The organism is uncultured Stenotrophomonas sp. (assembly GCF_963519125.1).
Classification (GTDB): domain Bacteria; phylum Pseudomonadota; class Gammaproteobacteria; order Xanthomonadales; family Xanthomonadaceae; genus Stenotrophomonas.
On record NZ_CAUQLJ010000009.1, the window covers coordinates 62229 to 83801 of the forward strand.

Consider the following 21573-nt stretch of genomic DNA (forward strand, 5'->3'; position numbering starts at 1 on the left):
GCGGCGCTGTTCTGTAGCAGGAAACCACGGCGGCGGCGACCAATGAAAAGAGGCTATTGCGGAGCAGAAGCAGTCCATCAGGATGCTCATCGGTTTCCTCAGAAATGCATACCCTCTGCCGGATAACGACGTTCATGCGCACGACGACATTTCCTATAAGACGCTTGGCGAAGGTTCTGGCATGTATGACGGCGGCGCCGTGGGTGGCCTGCGCGGGCCCCCACCCTTCTGCGACTTCTCCGGGGATTGAAGCGGGGCAGGAATGGCTTCGCGTTCTGCAGGTAGGTAGCGTTCAACTTGATCCCCCTGCATATGAGCCACGCAATGACTCTGTCCGACGAGAATGCAGGGCATGGGCGCTTTCACCGGGCCAGATCGAAACGTTCTTCATGCTAAGTACGGAGTACGAAGAACTCCCGTACGCCCAGTTCTACCAGCTGCCATGTGCCATCGGGGGCCGCCTCGACCAAAACGGCAGAAACTGGAATTTCACTGTCAACGCAGGCGCGACCGCTGTCTTGACCAATGGCAAGGATGAACGGTTCTTCGGGTGCAGGGCCGCGGATTGCGAAGCGCTCGTCCTGATGATGCCGGACGAAATGGATCCTGACTGAGATGAAGGATCTGCGGCGGGCCAATTGTTCCATCGCGTGAACAGGGTCACACTCCACTGTGCCACCCTTTCAACACCCTGACCGAGGTCGTGCCATGAACCGCAAACCCTTGCTGGCTGGTGCTTTCACCTGTCTCATGCTTCTGGCCGGCTGCGCCTCGGCCGGTCCCCGCACGGTTACCGCGCCGGACGCACCGCGCGCGCTCACGGGCACGAGCCCGGTGCAGGTGACGTGGACCGACCCGGCCCAGTTCACCGAAATCCGCAACAGCCCCAACGCGTTCGAGGCCCGCAGCGGCAACTGGGTGTACCAGCTGGCCGACTACCTGCGCAGCAGCGCCAGCAAGCGCCTGGCGCCGGGACAGACCCTCGACGTGCAGATCACCGACATCAAGCGCGCGGGGGATTTCGAGCCGCAGAACGGCCCGCGCGGCAACGACATCCGGATCATGCGCAACATCTATCCGCCGCGGATCAGTCTCACCTTCACCCTGCGCGATGCCCAGGGCGCAGTGCTGCAGCAGGGCGAGGAGAAGCTGATCGACATGGGCTATCTCACCAACACCGGCCTGCTCAGCAACAACGACCCGCTGCGTTTCGAGAAGCGCCTGCTGGACGACTGGCTGCGCCGCCTGCTGCCTTCGCCGTCTAGCCGCCGCTGAGCACCCGCGCCACGCGCTTGACCGCGCACGGCAATTGATACGCGCTGACCTTGCACAGCGGGGCCAGCACGTCCAGGCGGGGCGCGTCGCCCCACAGGGTGACGGTGCTGCCCACCCCGGCCTGCGGCAGGTCGGTGAGGTCCACGGTGAGCATGTCCATCGAGACCCGGCCGATCAGGTGGCCGGGCTGGCCGTCGATCTGCACCGGGGTGCCGTTCGGGGCGAATTGCGGGTAGCCGTCGGCGTAGCCCAGTGCCACCACGCCGACCCGGGTCGGGCGTTCGGCGACGAAGCGGGCGCCGTAACCGACCGGTTCACCGGCCGCGATCTCACGGGTCGCGAAGATCTTCGACTGCATGGTCATCACCGGGCGCAGGCGCTCGGTGAACGCATTGTGCGCCGCCAGCGGGTTGGCCCCGTACAGCATCAGGCCCGGGCGTACCCAGTCGCTGCGCACGTCCGGCCAGCCCAGCAGGGCCGGTGAATTGCACAGGCTGGTTTCGCCGGCCAGGCCTTCGATGGTGGCGGCGAACAGGTCGGCCTGTTCGCGCGTGCGCGGGCTGTCCAGTTCGTCGGCACGCGCCATGTGGCTCATCAGCACCATCGGCGCCACCTGCGGCAGGGCCGACAGGCGCGCATGTGCGGCGCGGAACTCGGCCGGGGCCAGGCCCAGCCGGTGCATGCCGCTGTCCAGCTTCAACCAGATCTGCAGCGTGGCCTCGGTCTGGAACGCTTCCACCGCGTCCACCTGCCACGGTGCGGCCACCGCGAACCACAGCCGGTGCTGCACGATCAGCGGCAGCTCGTCGGCATCGAAGAAGCCTTCCAGCAGCAGGATCGGGCCAGTGATGCCGGCCGCGCGCAGTTCCAGCGCTTCTTCAATGCAGGCCACGCCGAACGCATCGGCTTCGCCGTCCAGCGCGCGCGCGCAGTCCACGGCACCGTGGCCGTAGGCGTCGGCCTTTACCGCGGCCAGGGTCTTGCGACCGCCGCCCAGTTCACGGGCCAGGCGGAAGTTGGAGCGCAACGCTTCCAGGTCGATCAACGCGCGGGCTGGACGCATGCTTTGGGTTCACTGTATTGGACGGACGCGGCGTGGTGGCCGCCATAACGGAAGATATCCAGGCCTTCGGTGCTGATCTGCGGCTGGCGCGCGCTCATCAGGTCGGCCAGGTAGCGACCCGAGCCGCAGGCCATGGTCCAGCCCAGCGTGCCGTGGCCGGTGTTGAGGTACAGGTTGCGGAACGGCGTGGCGCCGATCACCGGCGTACCGTCCGGCGTGGCCGGGCGCAGGCCGGTCCAGAACTGCGCACGCGACAGGTCGCCGCCCTTCGGGTAGAGATCGCTGACCACCAGCTCCAGGGTTTCGCGGCGGCGCTGCGACAGCGACAGGTCGAAACCGGCCACTTCGGCCATGCCACCGACGCGGATACGGTCGTCGAAGCGGGTCACCGCCACCTTGTAGCTCTCGTCGAGAATGGTCGAGGTCGGCGCCATCGCCGGGTCGGTGATCGGCAGGGTCAGTGAGTAGCCCTTCAGCGGGTACACCGGCAGGCGCATGCCCAGCGATGCGACCAGCGCCGGCGAATAGCTGCCGAGCGCGACCACGAAGCGGTCGGCGGTTTCCAGCTTGCCGTCGATGCGCACGCCGGTGATGCGGTCGCCATCGAACTCCAGGCCGGTGATGTCCTGGTCGAAGCGGAACTCGACACCGGCATCCACGCACATCTGCGCCAGGCGGCGGGTGAACAGCTGGCAGTCGCCGGTCTGGTCACGCGGCAGGCGCAGCGCACCGACCAGGCCATCGACGTGGGCCAGGGCCGGTTCGGCCTGGATGATGCCGGCGCGGTCCAGCACCTCGTACGGCACGCCGTACTGGGCCAGGATCTCGATGTCCTGCGCCGAGGCATCCAGCTGCTGCTGGGTGCGGAACAACTGGGTGGTGCCCAGGTCGCGGCCTTCGAATTCGATGCCGATCTGCGCGCGCAGCTCGTTCAGGCAGTCGCGGCTGTACTCGGACATGCGCACCATGCGCGCCTTGTTGATCGCGTAGCGCTCATGGGTGCAGTTGCGCAGCATCTGCCACAGCCAACGGTACTGGGCCAGGTCCATGCCCGGCTTGATCGCCAGCGGCGCGTGCTTCTCGAACAGCCAGCCGATGGCCTTCTTCGGCACGCCCGGGGCCGCCCACGGCGAGGTGTAGCCGAACGACAGCTGGCCGGCATTGGCGAAGCTGGTTTCCAGCGCCGGGCCGGGCTGACGGTCGATGACCGTGACTTCAAACCCGGCCTGTCGCAGGTACCAGGCACTGGTGGTGCCGATCACGCCGCTGCCGAGAACTAGGACTCGCATGGGACTTCTCCAACCCGATCATTCCCTGCACTGGAGCGTGCCGGGACCATAATTGGGGAAGTATAGACAGCCATTCCCAGTTGATTTGCCTGTTTTGAAATCAACCGGCAGGATGTTCTCCTGCAATTCATTCCCCAAGGTTGACGGCCATGGCCACCCGTACCCGCGAACTGGACAAGATCGACCGCAAGATCCTGCGCATCCTGCAGGCCGAGGGCCGTATCTCCTTCACCGAACTGGGCGAGCGGGTCGGCCTGTCGACCACGCCGTGCACCGAGCGTGTGCGCCGGCTCGAGCGCGAAGCGGTGATTACCGGCTACCACGCCCACCTCGACCCGGCCGCGGTGAAGGCCAGCCTGCTGGTGTTCGTGGAGATCAGCCTGGCCTACAAGTCCGGCGACATCTTCGAAGAGTTCCGCCGCGCCGCGCTGAAGCTGCCCAACGTGCTGGAGTGCCACCTCGTGTCGGGCGATTTTGACTACCTGCTGAAGGCGCGTATCAGCGAGATGGCCTCCTACCGCAAGCTGCTCGGCAGCACCCTGCTGACCCTGCCGCACGTGCGCGAATCCAAGAGTTACATCGTGATGGAAGAGGTCAAGGAGACCTTGACCCTGCCGATTCCGGATTGACCCGCGCACAGCAGAAGGGCGGCGCGCTGATGCGCACCGCCCTCGTAGCTGTTACCAGCGCATCAACGCTGCTGTTTCTGGTCCGGATTGCGCTGATCCTGCTGTTTGCCACCCTTCTGGTTCTGCTGATCCCACTGCTGCTGGTTCTGCTGGCCGGGTTTCTGGTTCTGCTGGCCATGCTGGTCCTGCGGCGACTTGCCGGGATTCTGGTTCTGCTGGTTAGCCATAAGAAATACACCTTCTACCGTTGGGATGCGCGGTGTTGCGGCGCACGTACAGAGTCCCCCCAATCCGGTTAATCACAGGCGAAAAAGCAGTGAGTTATGGCGTTGACACCGCTGACTGTGGGCCTGCGTTCGTAAAGCGTTCATGCATTACGGCTTGATGCGTTGTCCATCGCCCGTGGGTACAGAGTCGTAGTAGCGCCCGGTGCGCGTATCCAGTACGCGGTTCGGCCCGGCCTGCTGCATGCCCGGCACGATGCGGCCGTGGCGGTCGTATACCTTCGGCGGTGCCGTGGTGGCCGGCGGTGCAGGCGGCACCACGCGTGCGGGGCCCTGGCTCTGGATCGGATGCGTAGGCAGCTGCGGCACGCCCTGCACCGGTGCTGTGACCGGCTGCGGTCGTGCGGACAGCGTTTCGGCGGGTGCTGGCCGCATCGACGCAGGCTGGCTCGGCGTGGGACCGGTCACCGGACGGGTCTCGGTGGGCTTGCGCGGCGCGGCGATCTGCGCGGCTGCAACCATTGGCAGCAGCACCAGCAGCGACAGGGCCAAACGGGAAAGGCGTTTCATGGCAGGTGCTCACGGCGGGACAGGCATTCACCCTGCGCCTGCCCGCGTGTCAGCACCATGAACACCCACGCTCGAAACGCCCCTGCTTGCCCAGCGCCGCGCCCGCCCCCATCTTGCCGTTACCCCCACGAGGACCGCCCATGACTGCTTTCGATCTCACCCCGCCCAGCGATGCCCAGCGCCAGGCGCTGATTGCCGGCCTCAGCGCAGAGGAGCGGGCCGTGCTGATCCAGCACGGTACCGAGCGCCCGTTCTGCGGCGTGTTCCTCGACAACAAGCAGGACGGTGTCTACTGCTGCCGGCTGTGCGGCCTGCCGCTGTTCCGTTCCAGCACCAAGTTCGACTCCGGTACGGGCTGGCCGAGCTTCTTTGCCCCGTTCGACCCGGCCCACGTGCGTGAAATCCGTGACACCAGTCATGGCATGGTCCGTACCGAAATCGTCTGTGCACGCTGTGACAGCCATCTGGGCCATGTGTTCCCGGACGGGCCGCTGCCCAGCCTGGAGCGCCACTGCCTCAACTCGGTCTCGCTGTCGTTCACCCCCAACGGCGCGGCCTATCCCGACCCGTTGCAGCGCGGCGGGGCCGAAGCACAGCCGGCCGGCTGATCGCAAAACTGTGAACTCGAGCGGACGCCCCCCTTCAGAAGTGGGGGGCGGGGCCGACAAGGAGATATCCCCACCTCCGCGTCTGCCCCATGCTCATCATTGTCGGCTTCCTCATCGTCATCCTCAGCGTGCTCGGCGGCTATGTAGGCGCGCACGGCAAGCTGGGCGCCCTGTGGCAGCCCTATGAGCTGGTCATCATCGGCGGTGCCGCACTGGGTGCATTCCTGGTCGGCACCCCGATGAAGACGGTCAAGCAGACCCTGCAGGCCTCGATCAGCGTGTTCAAGGGCCCGCGCTACAAGCAGCAGGACTATATCGACGTCCTCAGCCTGCTCTACGAACTGCTCAACAAGGCCCGCCGCGAGGGCTTCATGGCGCTGGAAGACCACGTCGAGCGCCCGGCCGACAGCGCCATCTTCGCCAACTACCCGAAGGTGCAGTCCGACCACCACCTGGTCGACTTCATCACCGACTGCCTGCGCCTGATGATCGGCAGCAACATCGAGCCGCACGAGCTGGAGCCGCTGCTGGAACTGGAGCTGGAAAAGCACCATGCCGAGGCCATGGCGCCGTCGCAGGTGCTGACCAAGGTCGCCGACGGATTGCCCGGTTTCGGCATCGTGGCGGCGGTGCTGGGCATCGTCATCACCATGGGCTCGATCGGTGGCGACATCGTCGAGGTCGGTGGCCACGTCGCCGGTGCGCTGGTCGGCACCTTCCTCGGCATCCTGCTGGGCTACGGTTTCGTCGGCCCGATGGCAGCCGCGATGGAGGCCCGCGCCGAGCAGGACAGCCGCATCTACGAATCGGTGAAGACCGCCCTGCTGGCCTGCCTGCGCGGCTACAACCCGAAGATCGCGCTGGAATTCGCCCGCAAGACGCTGCCGTCGAACGTGCGCCCGGCCTTCTCCGATTTCGAGCAGCACCTGAAGACGGTCAAGTAAGCCATGGCCGAGACCAAGCCCACCGTCATCGTCCGTCGGGTCAAGAAGGCCGGCCACGCCGCCCATCACGGTGGTTCGTGGAAGGTGGCCTATGCCGACTTCGTGACCGCGATGATGGCGTTCTTCCTGGTGCTGTGGCTGATGGCCACCACCAACAAGAACGACCGTGCGGCCATTTCCGAGTACTTCCGCAACCCCAGCCCGCTGAGCGGGCAGAACGCCACGCCGGCGCCCGGCATGGCCGGCCCGGGCGGCGCCAGCACCTCGATGATCAAGCTGGGCGGTGCCACCGACATCTCGCGGGGCAGCAGCAACGATCCCTTCAAGAACCAGAAGGAAGCAGTACCGCAGCCGGTGGACCAGCAGCAGCGCGACAAGCAGCAGCTGGAAGCACTGATGAAGGAACTGCAGGAAGCAATCAGCAAGAGCCAGGCACTGGAGCCGTTCAAGGACCAGCTGCTGCTGGACCTGACCCCGGAAGGCCTGCGCATCCAGATCGTGGACAAGCAGAACCGGCCGATGTTCGACGTGGGCAGCGCGGCGCTGAAGGGCTACACCCGCGACATCCTTCGCGAGCTGTCGCAGTTCATAAACCACGTGCCGAACCGGATCAGCATCACCGGCCACACCGACATCACCGCGTACAACGCCGCGCACGGCTACAGCAACTGGGAGCTCAGCGCCGACCGCGCCAACGCCGCCCGCCGCGCGCTGCTGGACGGCGGCATGGCCGACGAGAAGGTCACCCGCGTGGTCGGCCTGTCCTCGTCGGTGCTGTTCGACAAAACCCAGCCCGACAACCCGATCAACCGCCGGATCAGCATCGTGGTCATGACCAAGGCCGCCGAAGCCGCTGCCCTGGCCGGTTCCGGCCAGGAAGTGGCGCTCTCGCCCACCGCCCACGACGCCGACATCCAGGCCACGCAGGGCGCCCCGGTTGCGGTTCCAGCCCCGGCACCCGCCCCAGCCCCCGCGGCAGCTCCCGCCAACGCGTCGCCCTGAGGCGGGCAGCGGCTGACGGGCTGCGCGGTCCCGGGCAGCCCTTGCGCCGCCCTACGCCGGTAGGGTCGCGCCCCAGCCGACCGCACGCGCACCGGCAACGCTCGATTCCGGCATGAAAACGCCCGGAATCGGCTGTGGCCTCTACAATGGGTTCTTTCCGATCCAGAACGAACGAACCCCATGTCCAAGCAGTCCAAAGCCAAGCGCGACAAGCGCAAGAAGCTCCAGCCGAAGCGCCCGATCAACCGCCTCAACGCCCAGCAGCCGGTGCAGAACCATGCCGTGCTGACCAACGAAGAGGGCCAGGTCGTCGCCGCGATCGGCCTGCAGGGCACCGAATGGCTGCTGGCCATCGGCGGCCAGACCATGGGCAACGCCGACAACCCGGTGCCGATGCTGGCCATGCTCAAGCACCTCTCCAACGTGCAGGAAAAGGAAGGCCGCAAGGTCACCCTGGAGTACTCGACCCAGCTGCAGCAGCTGATCGACGACCTGGCCGCCGATGAAGGCAAGACCGCCGACGAGTACCTGTCGCAGCTGGTCTCCGAATTCGAGGGCGTGGAAGCGGCCGAGGGCGAAGAAGGCGACGACGCTGAAACCGCTGAAGCCTCGGCTGAGGACGCTCCGGCCGACGCCGACGCCAAGCCGGCCGCCAGCGACGACAAGCCGCAGGCCTGAGCCACGGCGACCCGGTGACGGTCTATATCGACGATGCGGTACATCCCTGGCGCGGCGAGCGCTGGGCGCATCTGATGGCCGACACCCTGCCCGAGCTGCACGCCATGGCGGCGCAGCTCGGGATTCCCCGGCGGGCCTTCCAGAACCGCCGCAGCGGCGCGCATTACGACGTGCCGGCGCCGCTGCGCGAGAAGGCGGTTGCCCTCGGTGCGAGGGCGATTTCCCGGCATATCGACCGGGCGTTGGTAAAGGCGGTCATTGCCAACGCAAGATCGCAGTACAACGATCCGGGCGTCGTTTAGAACGGGTCCGAACCCGGGCGCACTTCCACTCCGAGCAGCGAACACAGCGCCAGCATCGCGTCGTCGTCGCGGTTCAGCGCCATCCAGCCGGCCAGGCCGCCATTGCCGGTGTCCACGCTCCACAGCGAATAATTATGCTCGCGCAGGCGGTCGTACGCGGTCGCCATCAGCATCGGCGCGTCCACTTCGGCGGCGAAGTCTTCATCGTCCAGGTCACCGCCCCAGTCCACCTGTACGTTCCAGCGCGCGGACAGCTCGTTCACCGCCGACACCAGTGCATCGGCATCATCGCGTTCCACCTCGAACCCGGACTGCCAGGCAATGGCGGTCATCAGCGGCGGCAGCCAGTCGGCTTCCTCATCCACTTCCTCGCCGCTTTCCAGCAGCGCCTCGCGCCAGCGGTTGAACTGCTGCAGGCCAAGCTCCTCGTCGGCCGGGTTGATCAGAACGAACAGGTTCCAGATCCGCGCCTCGAAGTCGTCTTCGTCGAAATCGCGTTCTTCTTCTTCGAAGTCGAAATAATCGCTGTTGTCGGGCATGACCGGTATTCCTGGAGACAGGCAGGCATTCTGACCTGCACGGGCGTTGGCAGGAAGCGAAATTCGGCCCTGGCGGCCACACGGTTTATCCTGTGCGCCTGAAGACGGCCGTGGTGGCCCTCAACGACCGATACCCATGAGCGATACCCCTCCCGACCACCTGGCGATCAACCCGGCCAGCCCCTTCCACGATGCCGCAGCGCTGGAGCGCGGCGTAGGCATCCGCTTCAACGATGTCGAACGCGACAACGTCGAGGAATATTCGGTCAGCGAAGGCTGGATCCGCGTGCAGGCCGGCAAGGCCCGCGACCGCCGCGGCAACCCGATGACGATCAAGGTCAAGGGCACCGTGGTGGCGTATTACCTGGATCAGAAGCCGGCGGAATAACCGCACGCGGGATTGACGACCTTGTCGTCAATCCCGCTGCCGGGTCTCCAGCAGATCCAGGTTCCGGATCAGCTTCCGCGAGATCTCATCGGAAATCCGGCCGCGCCGGGTCAGCCGGAACAGCTCTTCGCGCTCGGCGGTCAATCCCGCGCTGCGCAGCTGCCGATACCCCTGCTCCATCCGCCGCACTTTTTCCGGGTCAGCATCCGGGCCTTCATCCTTTTCAAGAACGCGCTGATACAACAGGCTCACGCGTGAGGCCGCATCGTTGTACAGCTGCACGTTGTCGGTGGTCTGGTTCTGCACCAGCTGCTGGCGCATCCGCTCGACCCCGGCCAACGCGGCCTTCGACGCCAGCCGCCGCGCCAGGTCTTCTTCCTTGCGCTCGCCCGAATCGGCCGGCAGTTCCAGCCCCTTCAACAGCCGCGGCAGCGCGACGCTGGCGCCCACCAGCGACACCAGGATCACCGCCGCCGCCAGGAAGATCACCAGGTCGCGCGCCGGGAAGGCCGTGCCATCGGGCAGGAACAGCGGCAGGGTCAACACACCGGCCAGCGTGATCGCACCGCGCACGCCGGCCAGCGACGTGGCCACCACGATCCGCCACGAGGTACCCTGCCCGGCCTCGCCCCGATGCCGCGCACGCAGCAGGCTCCAGCGCAGCGACAGGTACACCCAGGCCAGGCGCAGCAGCACCAGCGCCAGGTTGATCACCACCACATACACCAGCAACCACCACGCGCTGTGGTGGCCGCTTTCGCTGACCGTGGTCATCGCGCGGTCGACGATGCCCGGCAGCTGCTCGCCGAGCAGCACGAACATGATGCCGTTGAAGGCGAACTGCAGCATGTTCCACACGGCCATGCGCTGCACGCGCATGCTGCCGGAGACACGGCCGGTGAGCTCCACGTAGCTCATGGTGATGCCCGCCGACACCGCCGCCAGAATGCCCGAGGCATTGGCTTCTTCGGCCAGCAGGTAGGCGGCGAAGGGAATCAGCAGGTTGACCAGCAACGCCGCGCCGGGTTCTTCGCCGAAGCGCCGCCACAGCCAGCGCTGGAAGGTGGACACGCCGAGCGTGACCGCCACGCCGATCGCCAGCCCGGCCACCGCCACCCACAGGAACGTCAGCGAGGCGTCGGCCAGCGAGAACGCGCCGGTCATCACTGCCGCCACCGCGAAGCGGAAACACACCAGGCCGGAGGCATCGTTCAACAACGACTCGCCTTCCAGGATGTGCATCAGGCGCTTGGGGATCGGCGCACTCTTGGCGATCGAGCTGACCGCCACCGGATCGGTCGGCGAAATGATCGCGGCCAGCGCGAACGCCACGCCCAGCGGCATCACCGGAATCAACCAGTGGATCAGCAGGCCGGCGCCGAGCACGGTGAACACCACCAGCCCGAACGCCAGCTCCAGGATCACGCCCTTGTCGCGGAACAGGCCCTGCTTGGGAATACGCCAGCCGTCCAGGAACAGCAGCGGCGGCAGGAACAGCAGGAAGAACATTTCCGGTTCCAGCGCGTGGCCACGGTTGAACACCCCGGCAATCACCGCGCCCAGTCCGATCTGCACCAACGGCAGCGGCACCGCCAACGGCAGCACCCTTACCAGGTAGCCGCTGGCGACCACCGCCACCAGCATCGCCAGCACGACTTCAATCGTATGCATGCATTTTCCAGAAAGCCTGGAAAAAAATTACCACACCCATCCGTAACCGCGTACGACAGGCGCGTCCCTGCCTCAGTGTGCGGGCCCGTCGAAGCGGTAGATGTCCATCGCCAGCATGCCGGCGTCGATGCCCGCGTCGATGCGCTGCGCGCCGAGCGTATCGCCCCCGGCCGCGCCGAGCGCGAAGTGCAGCGGCTGGAAATGCTCATCGGTCGGATGCGCGCGCTCGGCATGCGGCGCCTGCCGACGGTAATCGAGCAGCGCGGCGCTGTCGTCGGCCTGCAGGCGCTGCTCCACCCATTCGATGAAGGGGCGCACATAGGGCGCTTCACCGCCGCTCTGGTACTCGCGGAAGTCGTGCAGGTTGTGGGTGACGCTGCCGGAGCCGACCAGCAGCACGCCCTGGTCGCGCAGCGGTGCCAGCGCACGGCCCAGCGCGAACTGGTGGGCCGGTCCCTGCAGCGGCTGCAGCGCCAGCGGCACTACCGGAATATCGGCCTGCGGATAGAGCAGGCGCAGCGGCACCCAGGCGCCGTGGTCGAGGCCACGGGTGGGATCCTGCAGCGTGGGCAAGCCGGCCTTGTCCAGGCGCTCGGCAATCTCGTCCGCCAGCGCCGGGTCGCCCGGCGCGGGGTACTGGATGTCGAACAGCGCCTGTGGGAAGCCACCGAAGTCGTGGATGGTCGGCGGCTGCGGATGCGCCCCTACCACCGGCTGGCGGGTCAGCCAGTGCGCCGAGGCCATCACGATCGCGCGCGGGCGCGGCAGCTGCGCGGCCAGCTCGGCCAGGCGCACGCCCACCAACCCCGGGTGCAGGGCAGTCATCGGCGAACCATGGGAGATGTACAGCGACGGCAGGCGGGTCATGGCGGGGCTCCGGGGGATCCAGACGACCAGCCTATTACCAATAAGGATGAACTTGAATAACCACAATAACCGCGATTAGTTCCAAACATGGAACAATAGGCCTCACACCGCCGCCATCTCCAACCGCCCGATCACATCCACCAACGGTGCCGGCCGGCCCAGCAGGTAGCCCTGCACCTGGTCGCAGCCGTGTGCGGCCAGCCATTCGTGCTGGCCCGGGGTCTCCACGCCTTCGGCGATCACGGTCAGGCCCATGCTGTGGCCCAGCGACAGCAGCGCGCGGCAGATCGACGCATTGCGCGGGTTGGTTTCCACGTCGGCCACGAAGCTGCGGTCGATCTTCAGGATGTCCAGCGGCAGGTGCTGCAGGTAGGACATGTTCGAGTAACCGGTGCCGAAGTCGTCCAGCGAAATGTGGATGCCCTGCTCGTGCATGCGCTGCATGGTCTGCTTGGCCTGGCCCGGCTTGCGCATCAGGCTGCTCTCGGTCAGCTCCACGTGCAGCGCGCCACGCGCCAGCCCGAATTCCTGGCTGGCCCGCTGGAATTCGGCCACCAGGTCGCTGTTGAAGAACTGCACCGCCGACACGTTCACCGCGATCGGCAGGTCCCAGCCGGCGTCCACCAGCTGGCGCTGCGCGCGCGCCGCTTCGCGGATCACCCAACGCCCGAGCGCCAGGATCAACCCGGTGTCTTCGCACAACTGGATGAATTCACCCGGCGGAATGAAGCTGCCGTCGGCCTGCGGCCAGCGCAGCAGCGCTTCCAACGCCGCAGGGGTGCCGTCGCTGGCGTGGCAGATCGGCTGGAAATACAGCGCGAACTCGGCATCGATCGCGCTGTGGATGCGCCCGGCCAGGCGCAGGCGATCGGCCAGCCGCGAACTCACCGTGCTGTCGAACCAGGCAATCACGCTGCCCTCGTCGCGCGCGGCATGCGCGGCCTGTGCCGCCATGCCGATCACCTGTTCGGCGCTGACCACGTCGCCGTCGAACTTCACCGCCACGCCGATGCGTGGCTCGAACTGGTGCAGCCAATCCTGCCCACGTACCGGTTCAGAGACGGTCTGCACCAGCGTATCCAGCGCGGTCTGGCGCTCGTGGTCGTCGCGGATGGCGAAGATGAAATCCTCGGCCGGCTGGAACGCCAGCAGGCCATAGCGCACGCCCAGTCCACCCAGCCGCTTGGCCATGGCCTGCAGCACCACATCGCCGACTTCGCGGCCGAGGGTGTCGGCCACCAGTTGCAGGCCGCGGAACTGCACGTAGGCGATGGTGTAGCTGCCCCCTTCCTCATCCAGCTGCGCGGCCAGCGCGCGCGTGTTGAGGAGGCCGGTGGCCGGGTTGTGGGTGGCGTGGTAGGCCAGGTCGCGCTCGTAGGCCATGCGGTCGCTGATGTCTTCGGCCAGCACCAGGCAGGCCTCGCGCCCATCGAAGTCCAACCGCGCCAGGTGTGCGCGCACTTCGAACACGGTGCCGTCCTTGCGCCGGTGCAGGCGCACCTTGGCGTCCTGCAGGTCGCCGTTGGCGGCACTGGCAATGGCGCCGCGGATCTCTTCCCAGCCTTCGCGCGGGCGGATGTCGAGGATGCTCATCGCCAGGAATTCGTCGCGGCTGTAGCCGTACTGGCGCACGGCCGCTTCGTTGACTTCCAGGAAGCGCAGCGTATCCGGGTCGAACACCCAGAACGGCGCCGGATTGCGGTCGAACAGCAGGCGGAACTGCCGCTCGGCCTGCTGCGCGCGCGCCAGCGCCTGGACCCGCTCGCTGACGTCGGTGAGGGCGCCGATCATGCGCCGTTCCTGGTCGCTGCCGCCAACCTGCTGGCCGCGCGCCGATACCCAGTGCGTGGTGCCCCCCGGCAGCACGATGCGGAACATTTCATCGAGCACGCCGTTGCCGGCGAACGCGTGGTGGAAGGCGTCCTGCAGGCGCGGCGCGTCTTCGTGATGCACGCGCTGGAAGAACTCCGACACCGGCAGCGCGTCGATCGGAATGCCGAAGATCTCGCGGGCCAGCGGCGACCAGCGCAGCACGGCGGCGTCTTCGTCCACCGTCCAGGTACAGATCTTGCCGACCTGGTGGGCCATGCGCAGCTCGGCGTGGCCGGTGCGCAGCTCCGCGCTCATCGCATCCTGGCGACGGGTGGCACGGCGCAGGCTGGTGTAGACCAGCGCGAACGCACCCCAGTAGAGCAGGAACAGGCCGACCGAAGCCTGCACGTACGGCCACCACGGCGCCAGCACGTCCTGCCGGGCCAGCCCCGCATACACCGCCAGCGGATAGTCGGACAGAGTGGTCAGGGTGGAAATGCGCTCGACCTTGTCGATCGGGCTGTATTCGATACCCAGCGGGGTGATCGCATCGCGGCCGACCAGGTCGCGGCGCTGCAGGGTGAATCGGCGCCCGGTGAGCCCTTCATTGTCCGGACTGCGCGCCAGCACGTGACCGGTGACGTCGCTGATCGACAGCACGCCGTGGTAACCGATATCCAGCCCGCTGATGATCGACTGCAGCTCGCTGGTATGCAGCCGGCTCAGCAACCAGCGATCCTGGCCCATGCGCAGCGCCAGCGGCAGCACCCAGCGCCGCATGCCCAGGTCCTGCGGCGGGCCCAGGTACAGCTGGCTGTCGGCACCGCGATGGTTTTCCACGATCCAAAGCGGAAGGGTCAGATCGCCGCCGCCGCTGGTCAGCGCGCGGCCGAACTGGTCCACCACCACGATGCTTTCCAGCTCGGCATGGCGCTGCAGTACCCCGTCGATGGCCTCGTCCAGCAGGTCCGGCGCCTGGGTCGGCACCCGGTCAAACAGCTGCGCGCCATCAGCGGCGATGCCGCGCATCGCGCGCTCGAGATTGCGCAGTTCCAGTCGCAGCAGGCGCTGCGATCCGATTGCCAGCGCGGTGCTCTGGCGTTGCGCCGCTTCCTGCCGGCGCTGGTAGTCATTGGCCAGCATCACCACCAGGCCCACGCCCAGCAGCAGGCCCATGCCGATGCCCAGCCAGACGATCGTCCGCAGCGGCCGCGCCATCGGCTGGCTCAGTGCGGGCATTGCTTACCTCTACCAGCGTGACGGCCTGACTTCATGTAAACGCTTCCTGGTTTCCCCAACCTGAGCGGCCGACGTCGCAATTTCTTGACGCGCTGCGGACCCGTTCCCCACGGGCCAGGCCTTGGCCCAGCGCCTTGGCCCCAGCATGCACGAGCCCGGGCGGCTCGGGAAGGGGTGCGACGGCCGTCACAGGTTTTATGCGGACCGCCCCGGGGTGAACCCCCCATGATCGTGACCCTGCCAGGCAGCAATCGGCAAAGAATCGAGACACGGCCGGGTATTAAACTTGGGGTTTCCCCGTTGCCTGAGAAGTCCATGTCCAAGCTGCGCCGCCCCACCCTGATGCTTGCCATTGCCGCCAGCCTGTCGCTGGGCCTGGCCGCCTGCGACCGCGATGCGTCCGCGCCGACCACCCCGGCCGCCGATACCGCCGCCGCGCCTGCCGCCCCCAAGCCGCAGCTGGGCAGCTTCGGCTTCGACGCCACCGGCATGGACCGCAGCGTCGCCGCCGGTGACGATTTCTTCGGGTTCGCCAACGGCAACTGGGTCAAGAACACCGAGATCCCGGCCGACCGCTCCAGTTTCGGCAGCTTCAATGTCATTTCCGAGAAAACCCTGGCCGACACCCGCGCGATCCTCGAAGGCGCCGCCGCCGACACCAAGGCCGACGGTGAAACCAAGCTGATCGGCGACTACTACGCCGCGTTCATGGACGAAGCCGGGATCGAATCGCGCGGCATGGGCGTGGTGAAGCCGGAGCTGGACGCCATCGGCGGCATCGCCGACAAGTCCGCGCTGGCCACCGCGCTGGGCGGCACCCTGCGCGCCGACGTGGACCTGCTCAACGCCACCAACTTCTACACCGACCGCCTGTTCGGCACCTGGGTGTCGGTGGACCTGCTGCAGCCGGATCGCAACGCCCCGTACCTGGTGCAGGGCGGCCTGGGCCTGCCGGACCGCGACTTCTACCTGCAGGGCGGCCGCATGGCCGAGATCCGCAAGCAGTACCAGGCCTATATCGCCCAGGTGCTGCAGCTGGCCGGCGTGGCCGACCCGGCGGCCAAGGCGCAGCGCATCGTCGCGCTGGAAACCCGCATCGCCCAGGCGCATGCCACCCAGGAAGAAACCAACGACGTGGCCAAGGGCGCCAACGCCTGGAAGCAGGCCGACCTGAGCGCCAAGGCACCCGGCATGGACTGGGCCGCGTTCCTGGCCGCCGCCGGCCTGGACAAGCAGGACGACTTCATCGTGTGGCAGCCCAAGGCCGTGGCCGGTATCTCGCGCCTGGTCGCCACCGAACCGCTGGACGTGTGGAAGGACTACCTGACCTTCCACGCGCTGGACCGCGCCGCGCCGTACCTGCCCAAGGCCATGTCCGATGCGCGCTTCGCCTTCCACGGCACCACGCTCAACGGCACTCCGCAGCAGAGCGAGCGCTGGAAGCGTGGGGTGGATGAAAGCAACAACGCGGTGGGCGAAGCGATCGGCAAGATCTACGTCGAGAAACACTTCGACCCGGCCACCAAGGCGCGTGCCGATGAGATGGCGAAGAACATCATCGCCGCGTTCGCCAAGCGCATCGACGCACTGGAATGGATGTCGCCGGAAACCAAGGCGCATGCCAAGGCAAAGGTTGAAGGTCTCACCGTGGGCATGGGCTACCCGGACAAGTGGCGCGACTACAGCGGCCTCGAAGTGAAGCGCGACGACGCGCTGGGCAACGCCGAGCGTGCCAGCCTGTTCGAGTACCGCCGCAACCTGGCCAAGCTGGGCCAGCCGGTGGACCACAGCGAATGGGCGATGCTGCCGCAGACCATCAACGCGATGAACGTGCCGCTGGAAAATCGCCTGGTGTTCCCGGCCGCGATCCTGCAGCCGCCGTTCTTCGACGGCGCGGCCGACGACGCGGTGAACTACGGCGCCATCGGTGCGGTGATCGGCCATGAAATCAGCCACGGCTTCGACAATGCCGGTGCGCTGTTCGACCAGACCGGCAAGTTGAACAACTGGTGGACGGCCGAGGACCTGAAGAAGTTCAACGCAGCGGGCGACGCGCTGGCCGCGCAGTTCAGCAGCTACGAGCCGTTCCCGGGGGTCTCGGTCAACGGTCGCCTGACCCTGGGCGAGAACATCGCCGACGTGGCCGGCCTGGCCACCGCGTACGACGCCTACCAGCTGTCGCTGCAGGGCAAGCCGGGCCAGACGCTGGAAGGCTTCACCCCGGACCAGCGCTTCTTCCTGGGCTTTGCGCAGGCGTGGCGCAGCAAGGCGCGCGAGCAGGCACTGCGCAACTCGCTGCTGACCAACGTGCACGCACCGGGCCAGTTCCGCGCGCTCACCGTGCGCAACCTGGACGCGTGGTACCCGGCGTTCGAGGTGAAGGAAGGCCAGAAGCTGTACCTGGCTCCGGAGAAGCGGGTCAAGGTGTGGTGATTGGTGTGAACGGTTGAATAAAGAACGGACGCCTCGGCGTCCGTTTTTTTTACCAGTGCGACAACACACTCGCTGGCACGCCAACGCGTGCACACGCGCGGGGCGCGGTGCCGTCGTGCAATGCGCGGCGGAACAAGGGTGAAATGCCCTGCAACACCTTCGCCGATGCACGTGCCTGCGTGCGCTGCAACGGCGTGCGCTCCAGCATCGTGTTGGCCCACTCCGGCAGCAGCGCCGCACCCGCGCTGAGGAACAGGTCGCGCGATACCCCGGGCATCGGGACCGGCAGGCGTATTCCGGAAAGCACCGCCAGCACTTCGCGCGAACGTGCGTCGAAGCGCAGCACCGGCAGTTGTCGCTCGAAGTAGGCGGTGACCTCCGCTTCGGTCGCTGGCACATTGGTCGCCCCCAATGCTTCCGCCACGCGGCGGTACTCGTTGTAGTACCGGTCCGCGATCGCTTCAGGCACATCGCGGCAGTAGCGCCGGCAGCCCTGCAGGAACCCGTAGGCCTCGGTCACGTGCACCCAGGTCAGCAGGTCCGGATCGTCGGCCGAGTACGCCCGCCCGTCCGCCGTCGTTCCGCGCACCTGTGCGTGGATGCACTTGACCTTCGCCACCAGCGCTTCCACTTCGCCTGCCGCCGCGTAACTGGTGCCGGCCACAAACGAAGTGGTCCGGCGCAGGCGTCCAACCAGGTCATCGCGGAAATTGGAGTGGTCGTACACCCCGGCCAGCGCCAGCGGATGCAGGGTCTGCAGCATGAGCGCACACAACCCGCCGGCCAGCATGCCGGGCAGTTCGGCGTGGACCCGCCACGTGGCGCTGTCCGGGCCGAACCAGCCCGGATCGCCCAGCGGATGGTCGTAATCGATGCCGCTCTGGTCGCGGGGAAACGCCTCCAGCACCCAGCGGCGGATCGGCGCCGTGGCGGGGCGGGCAAGGCGGTGCAGCAGTGACGACATTGCGGGTTCCTGGGGCGTTCGGGACACCGCCGTCCTGCGCGGTTGCGTCAATTCTGCGTGATGTACGACATCCCGGCCATGGTGTGGTCGCGCCGTCGTTCAAGATTGTGCGACTGCAACATGAATTGAGCACGTTCTTCAGCTTTCCGCCTTGGATTGCCATGATGCGCCGCGCAATATTTTTCACATCCCGCCCATTCAGCCAGACCCCCTGCGGCGTTTTGTCGCACTGCCCATTGCCAAGCGCCGAGAACCTGCTTAGAACTGAATCCGCCTCACCGTAAGTCCAATGCGCTGCTGCACGTTCCCGAAGGAGCCCGTGATGATCGCTTTGTTCAAAGGTTTGGGTTTACTGCTCCAGGACAACGAGCTGTACAGCAGCCCGTTCGAGAAGCAGGTCGCGCATTGGCGCAACAAGAGTGAGCAGCAGATCCGCGAGGAAGTGTCCACGCTGGCCAAGGCCAAGGGCCAGTGGCTCATGGCGTCCATCGTCGGCTGGCAGGCGGCGTCGCTGCTGATCCTCGGCCTGATCGCCAATTACCTGTGGAAGGACGACTTCCATATCACCTTCACCCGCGTGGTGATCGTGTTCGGCTCGTGGGTCTCGATCCTGTTCGTGATCTGGTTCATGGCCAACATGTTCGACCATACCGCCGGTTTCGAGCGCTGGATGAAGGCGTTCAACAGCCGCGCGCGGATCACCTCGGATGCCGACACCGTCGAGTGCGTGGCCGAAGCGCTGGACATGGCCCAGCATTACCCGGAAGTGCTCGATTACAAGCAGGCGGTGTCCGCCAAGCGCGAGCTTCGCCACGAAGACATCCGCATCATGCGCGAGATCGGCCGCATGAAGCAGCATTCGGAACTGGTGGGACAGTTGAACCATGTGGGTGAGCCGGACCCGCGAGACAACATGCACCTGCAGCCCGCTTTCTGACGAGCACACGCGGAATCGAACGCCGGGCATCGCCCGGCGTTTTTCGTTACATCCCCCGGAACAGGCTCATGAACGGCTGGCTTACATTGAGCAGCTCCGGGCGATGCTTCAACTTCAACTGCCCGCGTCCGGTGTCATCCCGCGTGACCGCCGCCACCGCCTTCATGTTGACGATGGTGGAACGGTGCACCTGGCGGAAGCGCTGCGGGTCCAGCACTTCCAGCAGCTCGCGCAACGGCGTGCGCAGCAGGCTCTCGCCGGCTTCGGTCACCACGGTGGTGTACTTGCTGTCGGCGCGGAAGTAGACCACGTCTTCAAGCATGATCAGCTGCGTGTCACGGCCGTTGCTGGCGGTGATCCAGGCCAGCGGCGGCGCGTTCGAATGCGCGGCCGGCTGCTGCCCGAGCCGTTGCAGCAACTGTTCCAGCATCGCATTGTCCGGGCGCCCCATCTGCATGCGGGCCAGGATGCGTTCGCGCGTGGCCAGCAGCCGCTCGTCGCTGACCGGCTTGAGCAGGTAGTCGATGGCGCCCTGTTCGAACGCATCGATCGCGTACTGGTCGTAGGCGGTCACGAACACCACCTGGGTGCGCGGGCTGATTTCCGGCAGCGCGCGCGCCACGTCGATGCCACTGATCCCGGGCATGCGGATGTCGAGCAGGGCCAGGTCCGGCTTCAGTTCGGCCAGGCGTTCGAGTGCACTGGCACCGTCTTCGCATTCGGCCACCAGCCGCAGTTCCGGCCACAACCGCTGCAGCTGGGCGACCAGCGACTGGCGCAGCAGGTCTTCGTCTTCGGCAATGAGGGCATCAAGCAGCATGGATCGCCTCGCGTGCGTCGCGCGGCAGGGTGATCGTTGCCGCCACGCCGCTGGGGAAGTTGGACACGATGGCCACGCCGGCGCGTTCGCCGCAGGTCAGGCGCAGCCGTTCGCGCAGGTTCTTGAGCCCGATACCGGTACCGCTGCTGCCGCCCTGGCCAAAGCCCAGGCCGTCGTCGGCCACGGTGAGGGTGACGTGGTCGTCGAAGGCGCGCGCGATGATCCACACCGTACCGCCACCGGGCTTGGGTTCCAGCCCGTGCTTGATCGCATTCTCGACCAGCGTCTGCAGCGCCATCGACGGCAGCGGCAGGCTGTTCAGCGCCGGCGGAACGTCCACATGCAGCGCCAGTCGCGCACCCATGCGGATCTTGAGGATTTCCAGGTAAGCCTGGGTGCGCTCCAGTTCCACGCCCAGGGTGGACATCGACTCGTCCACGCTCGGCAGCGAACTGCGCAGGTACTGGATGAGGTGCCCCAGCATCTGGTCGGCACGCGGCGGGTCGGTGCGGGTCAGCACCTGCGCGTTGGCCAGCGTGTTGTACAGGAAGTGCGGTTCCACTTGGGCGTGCAGCAGGTTCAACCGGGCCACCGACAGCTCCTTCTCGGTCGCGGTCTGTTCGGCCGCGGCCTGTTCGTCGCGGCGCTGCTCAGCCACATGGCGGGTGATGGCGCGCCCGACCGCTTCGGCGTTTTCGTAGTTGCTGCCTTCGTCCACCGCCAGCAGGTCGGCCCAGACGCCCGCGTCGGGTTCGAACACCAGGGTCACGCTGCTGGTGCCCTGCCCCGGGGTGACCGTGGCCAGCACGGTGTTGCGCTTGATCGCCCAGCGCGCCGGCAGATTCCAGCGCGACGGCGGGCGGCCGTTGTAAGGATCCACGCGGCGCACGCAGGCGCGCACCTGCAGGCTGCCGGCGGCGCTTTCGATATCTTCCACCCGCGGCAGTTCCCTGATCGCCTGTTCGACCAGGGTGAATGCCGCGCCGGCGTCCATCGGCAGCTCGATCTGGCGGCGCTGGCGGCTGGACAGGGTGGCCGAATCCAGGCGGCCGGCCAGGGTCGAGACACGGCGCAGATGGGTGATGCAGCTGCCCAGCGCGGTGACCATCAGGAACAGGGAGAGCAGCCCGAACACCCAGCCCGGACCCTCGTCCATGCCGTGGAAGAAGCCGCTCCAGACGAACCCGGCCACCACCAGTGCAGCGGCCCAGGCCAGCAGGATGCGAAGAATCAGGGAGAGACTGGCGAACACGGCGGCGTCTTCACGATGGGATGGTGTGAGGATAGCCGCGCCCCGGTGGGGCACAAGCGGTATGCGA

Annotated in this window: 21 protein-coding genes; 10 read left to right on the plus strand and 11 right to left on the minus strand. The window is 66.8% G+C overall.

Annotation, left to right across the window (positions count from 1 at the left end):
• The first annotated feature begins 708 nt into the window (after positions 1-708).
• On the plus strand, positions 709-1275 hold the full coding sequence (locus tag RYM47_RS09525) for a DUF3016 domain-containing protein (protein ID WP_315387465.1): 567 nt from the start codon (positions 709-711) through the stop codon (positions 1273-1275).
• Here the strand turns inward: RYM47_RS09525 and alr are convergent.
• Both alr and RYM47_RS09535 read right to left on the minus strand, forming a co-directional pair.
• Entirely contained in the window at positions 1262-2338 is a 1077-nt protein-coding gene (alr, locus tag RYM47_RS09530; protein WP_315387467.1) for an alanine racemase, read from the minus strand. The genes RYM47_RS09525 and alr overlap by 14 nt on opposite strands.
• Positions 2317-3627, minus strand: coding sequence for a D-amino acid dehydrogenase (locus RYM47_RS09535; RefSeq protein WP_315387468.1), 1311 nt, complete (start codon positions 3625-3627; stop codon positions 2317-2319). The genes alr and RYM47_RS09535 overlap by 22 nt, the downstream gene beginning before the upstream one ends.
• Before the next feature lie 149 nt (positions 3628-3776).
• Here RYM47_RS09535 and RYM47_RS09540 point away from each other — a divergent pair, with 149 nt between their 5' ends.
• Positions 3777-4256 carry an Lrp/AsnC ligand binding domain-containing protein gene (locus RYM47_RS09540; protein ID WP_315387469.1) on the plus strand — a complete coding sequence of 160 codons (480 nt, stop codon included), beginning with the start codon at positions 3777-3779 and terminating at the stop codon, positions 4254-4256.
• A 62-nt stretch (positions 4257-4318) separates the two neighbouring features.
• On the opposite strand, the gene RYM47_RS09545 is transcribed toward RYM47_RS09540, so the two are convergent.
• Positions 4319-4483: a lana protein gene (locus RYM47_RS09545; protein WP_315387471.1), complete on the minus strand. Its 165-nt coding sequence runs from the start codon at positions 4481-4483 to the stop codon at positions 4319-4321.
• A gap of 147 nt (positions 4484-4630) precedes the next feature.
• Complete coding sequence (locus RYM47_RS09550) at positions 4631-5050, minus strand: classical arabinogalactan protein 4 (protein WP_315387473.1); 420 nt, start codon at positions 5048-5050, stop codon at positions 4631-4633.
• Between the two features lie 140 nt (positions 5051-5190).
• Here RYM47_RS09550 and msrB point away from each other — a divergent pair, with 140 nt between their 5' ends.
• The 5 genes from msrB to RYM47_RS09575 all read left to right on the plus strand — a co-directional run bounded on the left by msrB (position 5191) and on the right by RYM47_RS09575 (position 8584).
• Complete coding sequence (msrB, locus tag RYM47_RS09555) at positions 5191-5658, plus strand: peptide-methionine (R)-S-oxide reductase MsrB (RefSeq protein WP_315387475.1); 468 nt, start codon at positions 5191-5193, stop codon at positions 5656-5658.
• A gap of 89 nt (positions 5659-5747) precedes the next feature.
• On the plus strand, positions 5748-6602 hold the full coding sequence (gene motA / locus RYM47_RS09560; RefSeq protein ID WP_315387477.1) for a flagellar motor stator protein MotA: 855 nt from the start codon (positions 5748-5750) through the stop codon (positions 6600-6602).
• 3 nt (positions 6603-6605) lie between these two features.
• Positions 6606-7604 (plus strand): flagellar motor protein MotB, encoded by a 999-nt coding sequence (gene motB, locus RYM47_RS09565; RefSeq protein WP_315387479.1) that lies wholly within the window; start codon positions 6606-6608, stop codon positions 7602-7604.
• 180 nt (positions 7605-7784) lie between these two features.
• Entirely contained in the window at positions 7785-8282 is a 498-nt protein-coding gene (locus tag RYM47_RS09570; RefSeq protein WP_315387481.1) for a hypothetical protein, read from the plus strand.
• 14 nt (positions 8283-8296) lie between these two features.
• Positions 8297-8584, plus strand: coding sequence for a DUF4031 domain-containing protein (locus tag RYM47_RS09575; RefSeq protein WP_315387483.1), 288 nt, complete (start codon positions 8297-8299; stop codon positions 8582-8584).
• Here the strand turns inward: RYM47_RS09575 and RYM47_RS09580 are convergent.
• The gene (locus tag RYM47_RS09580) at positions 8581-9123 is read right to left on the minus strand and encodes a hypothetical protein (RefSeq protein WP_315387484.1); all 543 of its coding nucleotides are present in this window, start codon (positions 9121-9123) and stop codon (positions 8581-8583) included. The two genes, RYM47_RS09575 and RYM47_RS09580, sit on opposite strands and share 4 nt — an antisense overlap.
• Positions 9124-9259: 136 nt before the next feature.
• Between RYM47_RS09580 and RYM47_RS09585 the strand changes: the two genes are divergently transcribed.
• Positions 9260-9511 (plus strand): DUF3297 family protein, encoded by a 252-nt coding sequence (locus RYM47_RS09585; RefSeq protein ID WP_145481390.1) that lies wholly within the window; start codon positions 9260-9262, stop codon positions 9509-9511.
• A 27-nt stretch (positions 9512-9538) separates the two neighbouring features.
• Here the strand turns inward: RYM47_RS09585 and RYM47_RS09590 are convergent, their stop codons facing one another.
• From RYM47_RS09590 to RYM47_RS09600, 3 genes are all read right to left on the minus strand, one after another.
• A complete protein-coding gene (locus RYM47_RS09590) occupies positions 9539-11182 on the minus strand; it encodes a Na+/H+ antiporter (RefSeq protein WP_315387486.1) in 1644 nt (547 codons plus the stop codon).
• 72 nt (positions 11183-11254) lie between these two features.
• Positions 11255-12049, minus strand: coding sequence for a class III extradiol ring-cleavage dioxygenase (locus RYM47_RS09595; RefSeq protein ID WP_315387488.1), 795 nt, complete (start codon positions 12047-12049; stop codon positions 11255-11257).
• Positions 12050-12151: 102 nt separating this feature from the next.
• Complete coding sequence (locus RYM47_RS09600) at positions 12152-15100, minus strand: EAL domain-containing protein (protein WP_315387490.1); 2949 nt, start codon at positions 15098-15100, stop codon at positions 12152-12154.
• A gap of 315 nt (positions 15101-15415) precedes the next feature.
• Here RYM47_RS09600 and RYM47_RS09605 point away from each other — a divergent pair, with 315 nt between their 5' ends.
• A complete protein-coding gene (locus RYM47_RS09605) occupies positions 15416-17533 on the plus strand; it encodes a M13 family metallopeptidase (protein WP_315387491.1) in 2118 nt (705 codons plus the stop codon).
• 49 nt (positions 17534-17582) lie between these two features.
• On the opposite strand, the gene RYM47_RS09610 is transcribed toward RYM47_RS09605, so the two are convergent.
• The gene (locus RYM47_RS09610; RefSeq protein WP_315387493.1) at positions 17583-18497 is read right to left on the minus strand and encodes an oxygenase MpaB family protein; all 915 of its coding nucleotides are present in this window, start codon (positions 18495-18497) and stop codon (positions 17583-17585) included.
• Between the two features lie 322 nt (positions 18498-18819).
• Here RYM47_RS09610 and RYM47_RS09615 point away from each other — a divergent pair, with 322 nt between their 5' ends.
• Positions 18820-19434: a hypothetical protein gene (locus RYM47_RS09615; protein ID WP_315387494.1), complete on the plus strand. Its 615-nt coding sequence runs from the start codon at positions 18820-18822 to the stop codon at positions 19432-19434.
• Between the two features lie 46 nt (positions 19435-19480).
• Here RYM47_RS09615 and RYM47_RS09620 read toward each other — a convergent pair whose 3' ends face one another.
• Positions 19481-20254, minus strand: a complete 774-nt coding sequence (locus tag RYM47_RS09620; RefSeq protein ID WP_315387495.1) for a LytTR family DNA-binding domain-containing protein — start codon at positions 20252-20254, stop codon at positions 19481-19483.
• Complete coding sequence (locus RYM47_RS09625) at positions 20244-21506, minus strand: histidine kinase (protein WP_315387498.1); 1263 nt, start codon at positions 21504-21506, stop codon at positions 20244-20246. Before RYM47_RS09625 ends, RYM47_RS09620 begins: the two co-directional genes overlap by 11 nt.
• Positions 21507-21573 lie beyond the last annotated feature (67 nt).

What these genes read in the sequence shown, in the direction of transcription:
- alr (WP_315387467.1), bottom strand. Translation starts at nt 2,338, where the DNA reads ATGCGTCCAGCCCGCGCGTTGATCGACCTGGAAGCGTTGCGCTCCAAC.
- motA (WP_315387477.1), top strand. Translation starts at nt 5,748, where the DNA reads ATGCTCATCATTGTCGGCTTCCTCATCGTCATCCTCAGCGTGCTCGGC.
- RYM47_RS09585 (WP_145481390.1), top strand. Translation starts at nt 9,260, where the DNA reads ATGAGCGATACCCCTCCCGACCACCTGGCGATCAACCCGGCCAGCCCC.
- RYM47_RS09550 (WP_315387473.1), bottom strand. Translation starts at nt 5,050, where the DNA reads ATGAAACGCCTTTCCCGTTTGGCCCTGTCGCTGCTGGTGCTGCTGCCA.
- RYM47_RS09610 (WP_315387493.1), bottom strand. Translation starts at nt 18,497, where the DNA reads ATGTCGTCACTGCTGCACCGCCTTGCCCGCCCCGCCACGGCGCCGATC.
- RYM47_RS09570 (WP_315387481.1), top strand. Translation starts at nt 7,785, where the DNA reads ATGTCCAAGCAGTCCAAAGCCAAGCGCGACAAGCGCAAGAAGCTCCAG.
- RYM47_RS09545 (WP_315387471.1), bottom strand. Translation starts at nt 4,483, where the DNA reads ATGGCTAACCAGCAGAACCAGAATCCCGGCAAGTCGCCGCAGGACCAG.
- RYM47_RS09605 (WP_315387491.1), top strand. Translation starts at nt 15,416, where the DNA reads ATGTCCAAGCTGCGCCGCCCCACCCTGATGCTTGCCATTGCCGCCAGC.
- RYM47_RS09600 (WP_315387490.1), bottom strand. Translation starts at nt 15,100, where the DNA reads ATGCCCGCACTGAGCCAGCCGATGGCGCGGCCGCTGCGGACGATCGTC.
- RYM47_RS09590 (WP_315387486.1), bottom strand. Translation starts at nt 11,182, where the DNA reads ATGCATACGATTGAAGTCGTGCTGGCGATGCTGGTGGCGGTGGTCGCC.
- RYM47_RS09595 (WP_315387488.1), bottom strand. Translation starts at nt 12,049, where the DNA reads ATGACCCGCCTGCCGTCGCTGTACATCTCCCATGGTTCGCCGATGACT.
- RYM47_RS09580 (WP_315387484.1), bottom strand. Translation starts at nt 9,123, where the DNA reads ATGCCCGACAACAGCGATTATTTCGACTTCGAAGAAGAAGAACGCGAT.
- RYM47_RS09620 (WP_315387495.1), bottom strand. Translation starts at nt 20,254, where the DNA reads ATGCTGCTTGATGCCCTCATTGCCGAAGACGAAGACCTGCTGCGCCAG.
- RYM47_RS09615 (WP_315387494.1), top strand. Translation starts at nt 18,820, where the DNA reads ATGATCGCTTTGTTCAAAGGTTTGGGTTTACTGCTCCAGGACAACGAG.
- motB (WP_315387479.1), top strand. Translation starts at nt 6,606, where the DNA reads ATGGCCGAGACCAAGCCCACCGTCATCGTCCGTCGGGTCAAGAAGGCC.
- RYM47_RS09535 (WP_315387468.1), bottom strand. Translation starts at nt 3,627, where the DNA reads ATGCGAGTCCTAGTTCTCGGCAGCGGCGTGATCGGCACCACCAGTGCC.
- RYM47_RS09540 (WP_315387469.1), top strand. Translation starts at nt 3,777, where the DNA reads ATGGCCACCCGTACCCGCGAACTGGACAAGATCGACCGCAAGATCCTG.
- msrB (WP_315387475.1), top strand. Translation starts at nt 5,191, where the DNA reads ATGACTGCTTTCGATCTCACCCCGCCCAGCGATGCCCAGCGCCAGGCG.
- RYM47_RS09525 (WP_315387465.1), top strand. Translation starts at nt 709, where the DNA reads ATGAACCGCAAACCCTTGCTGGCTGGTGCTTTCACCTGTCTCATGCTT.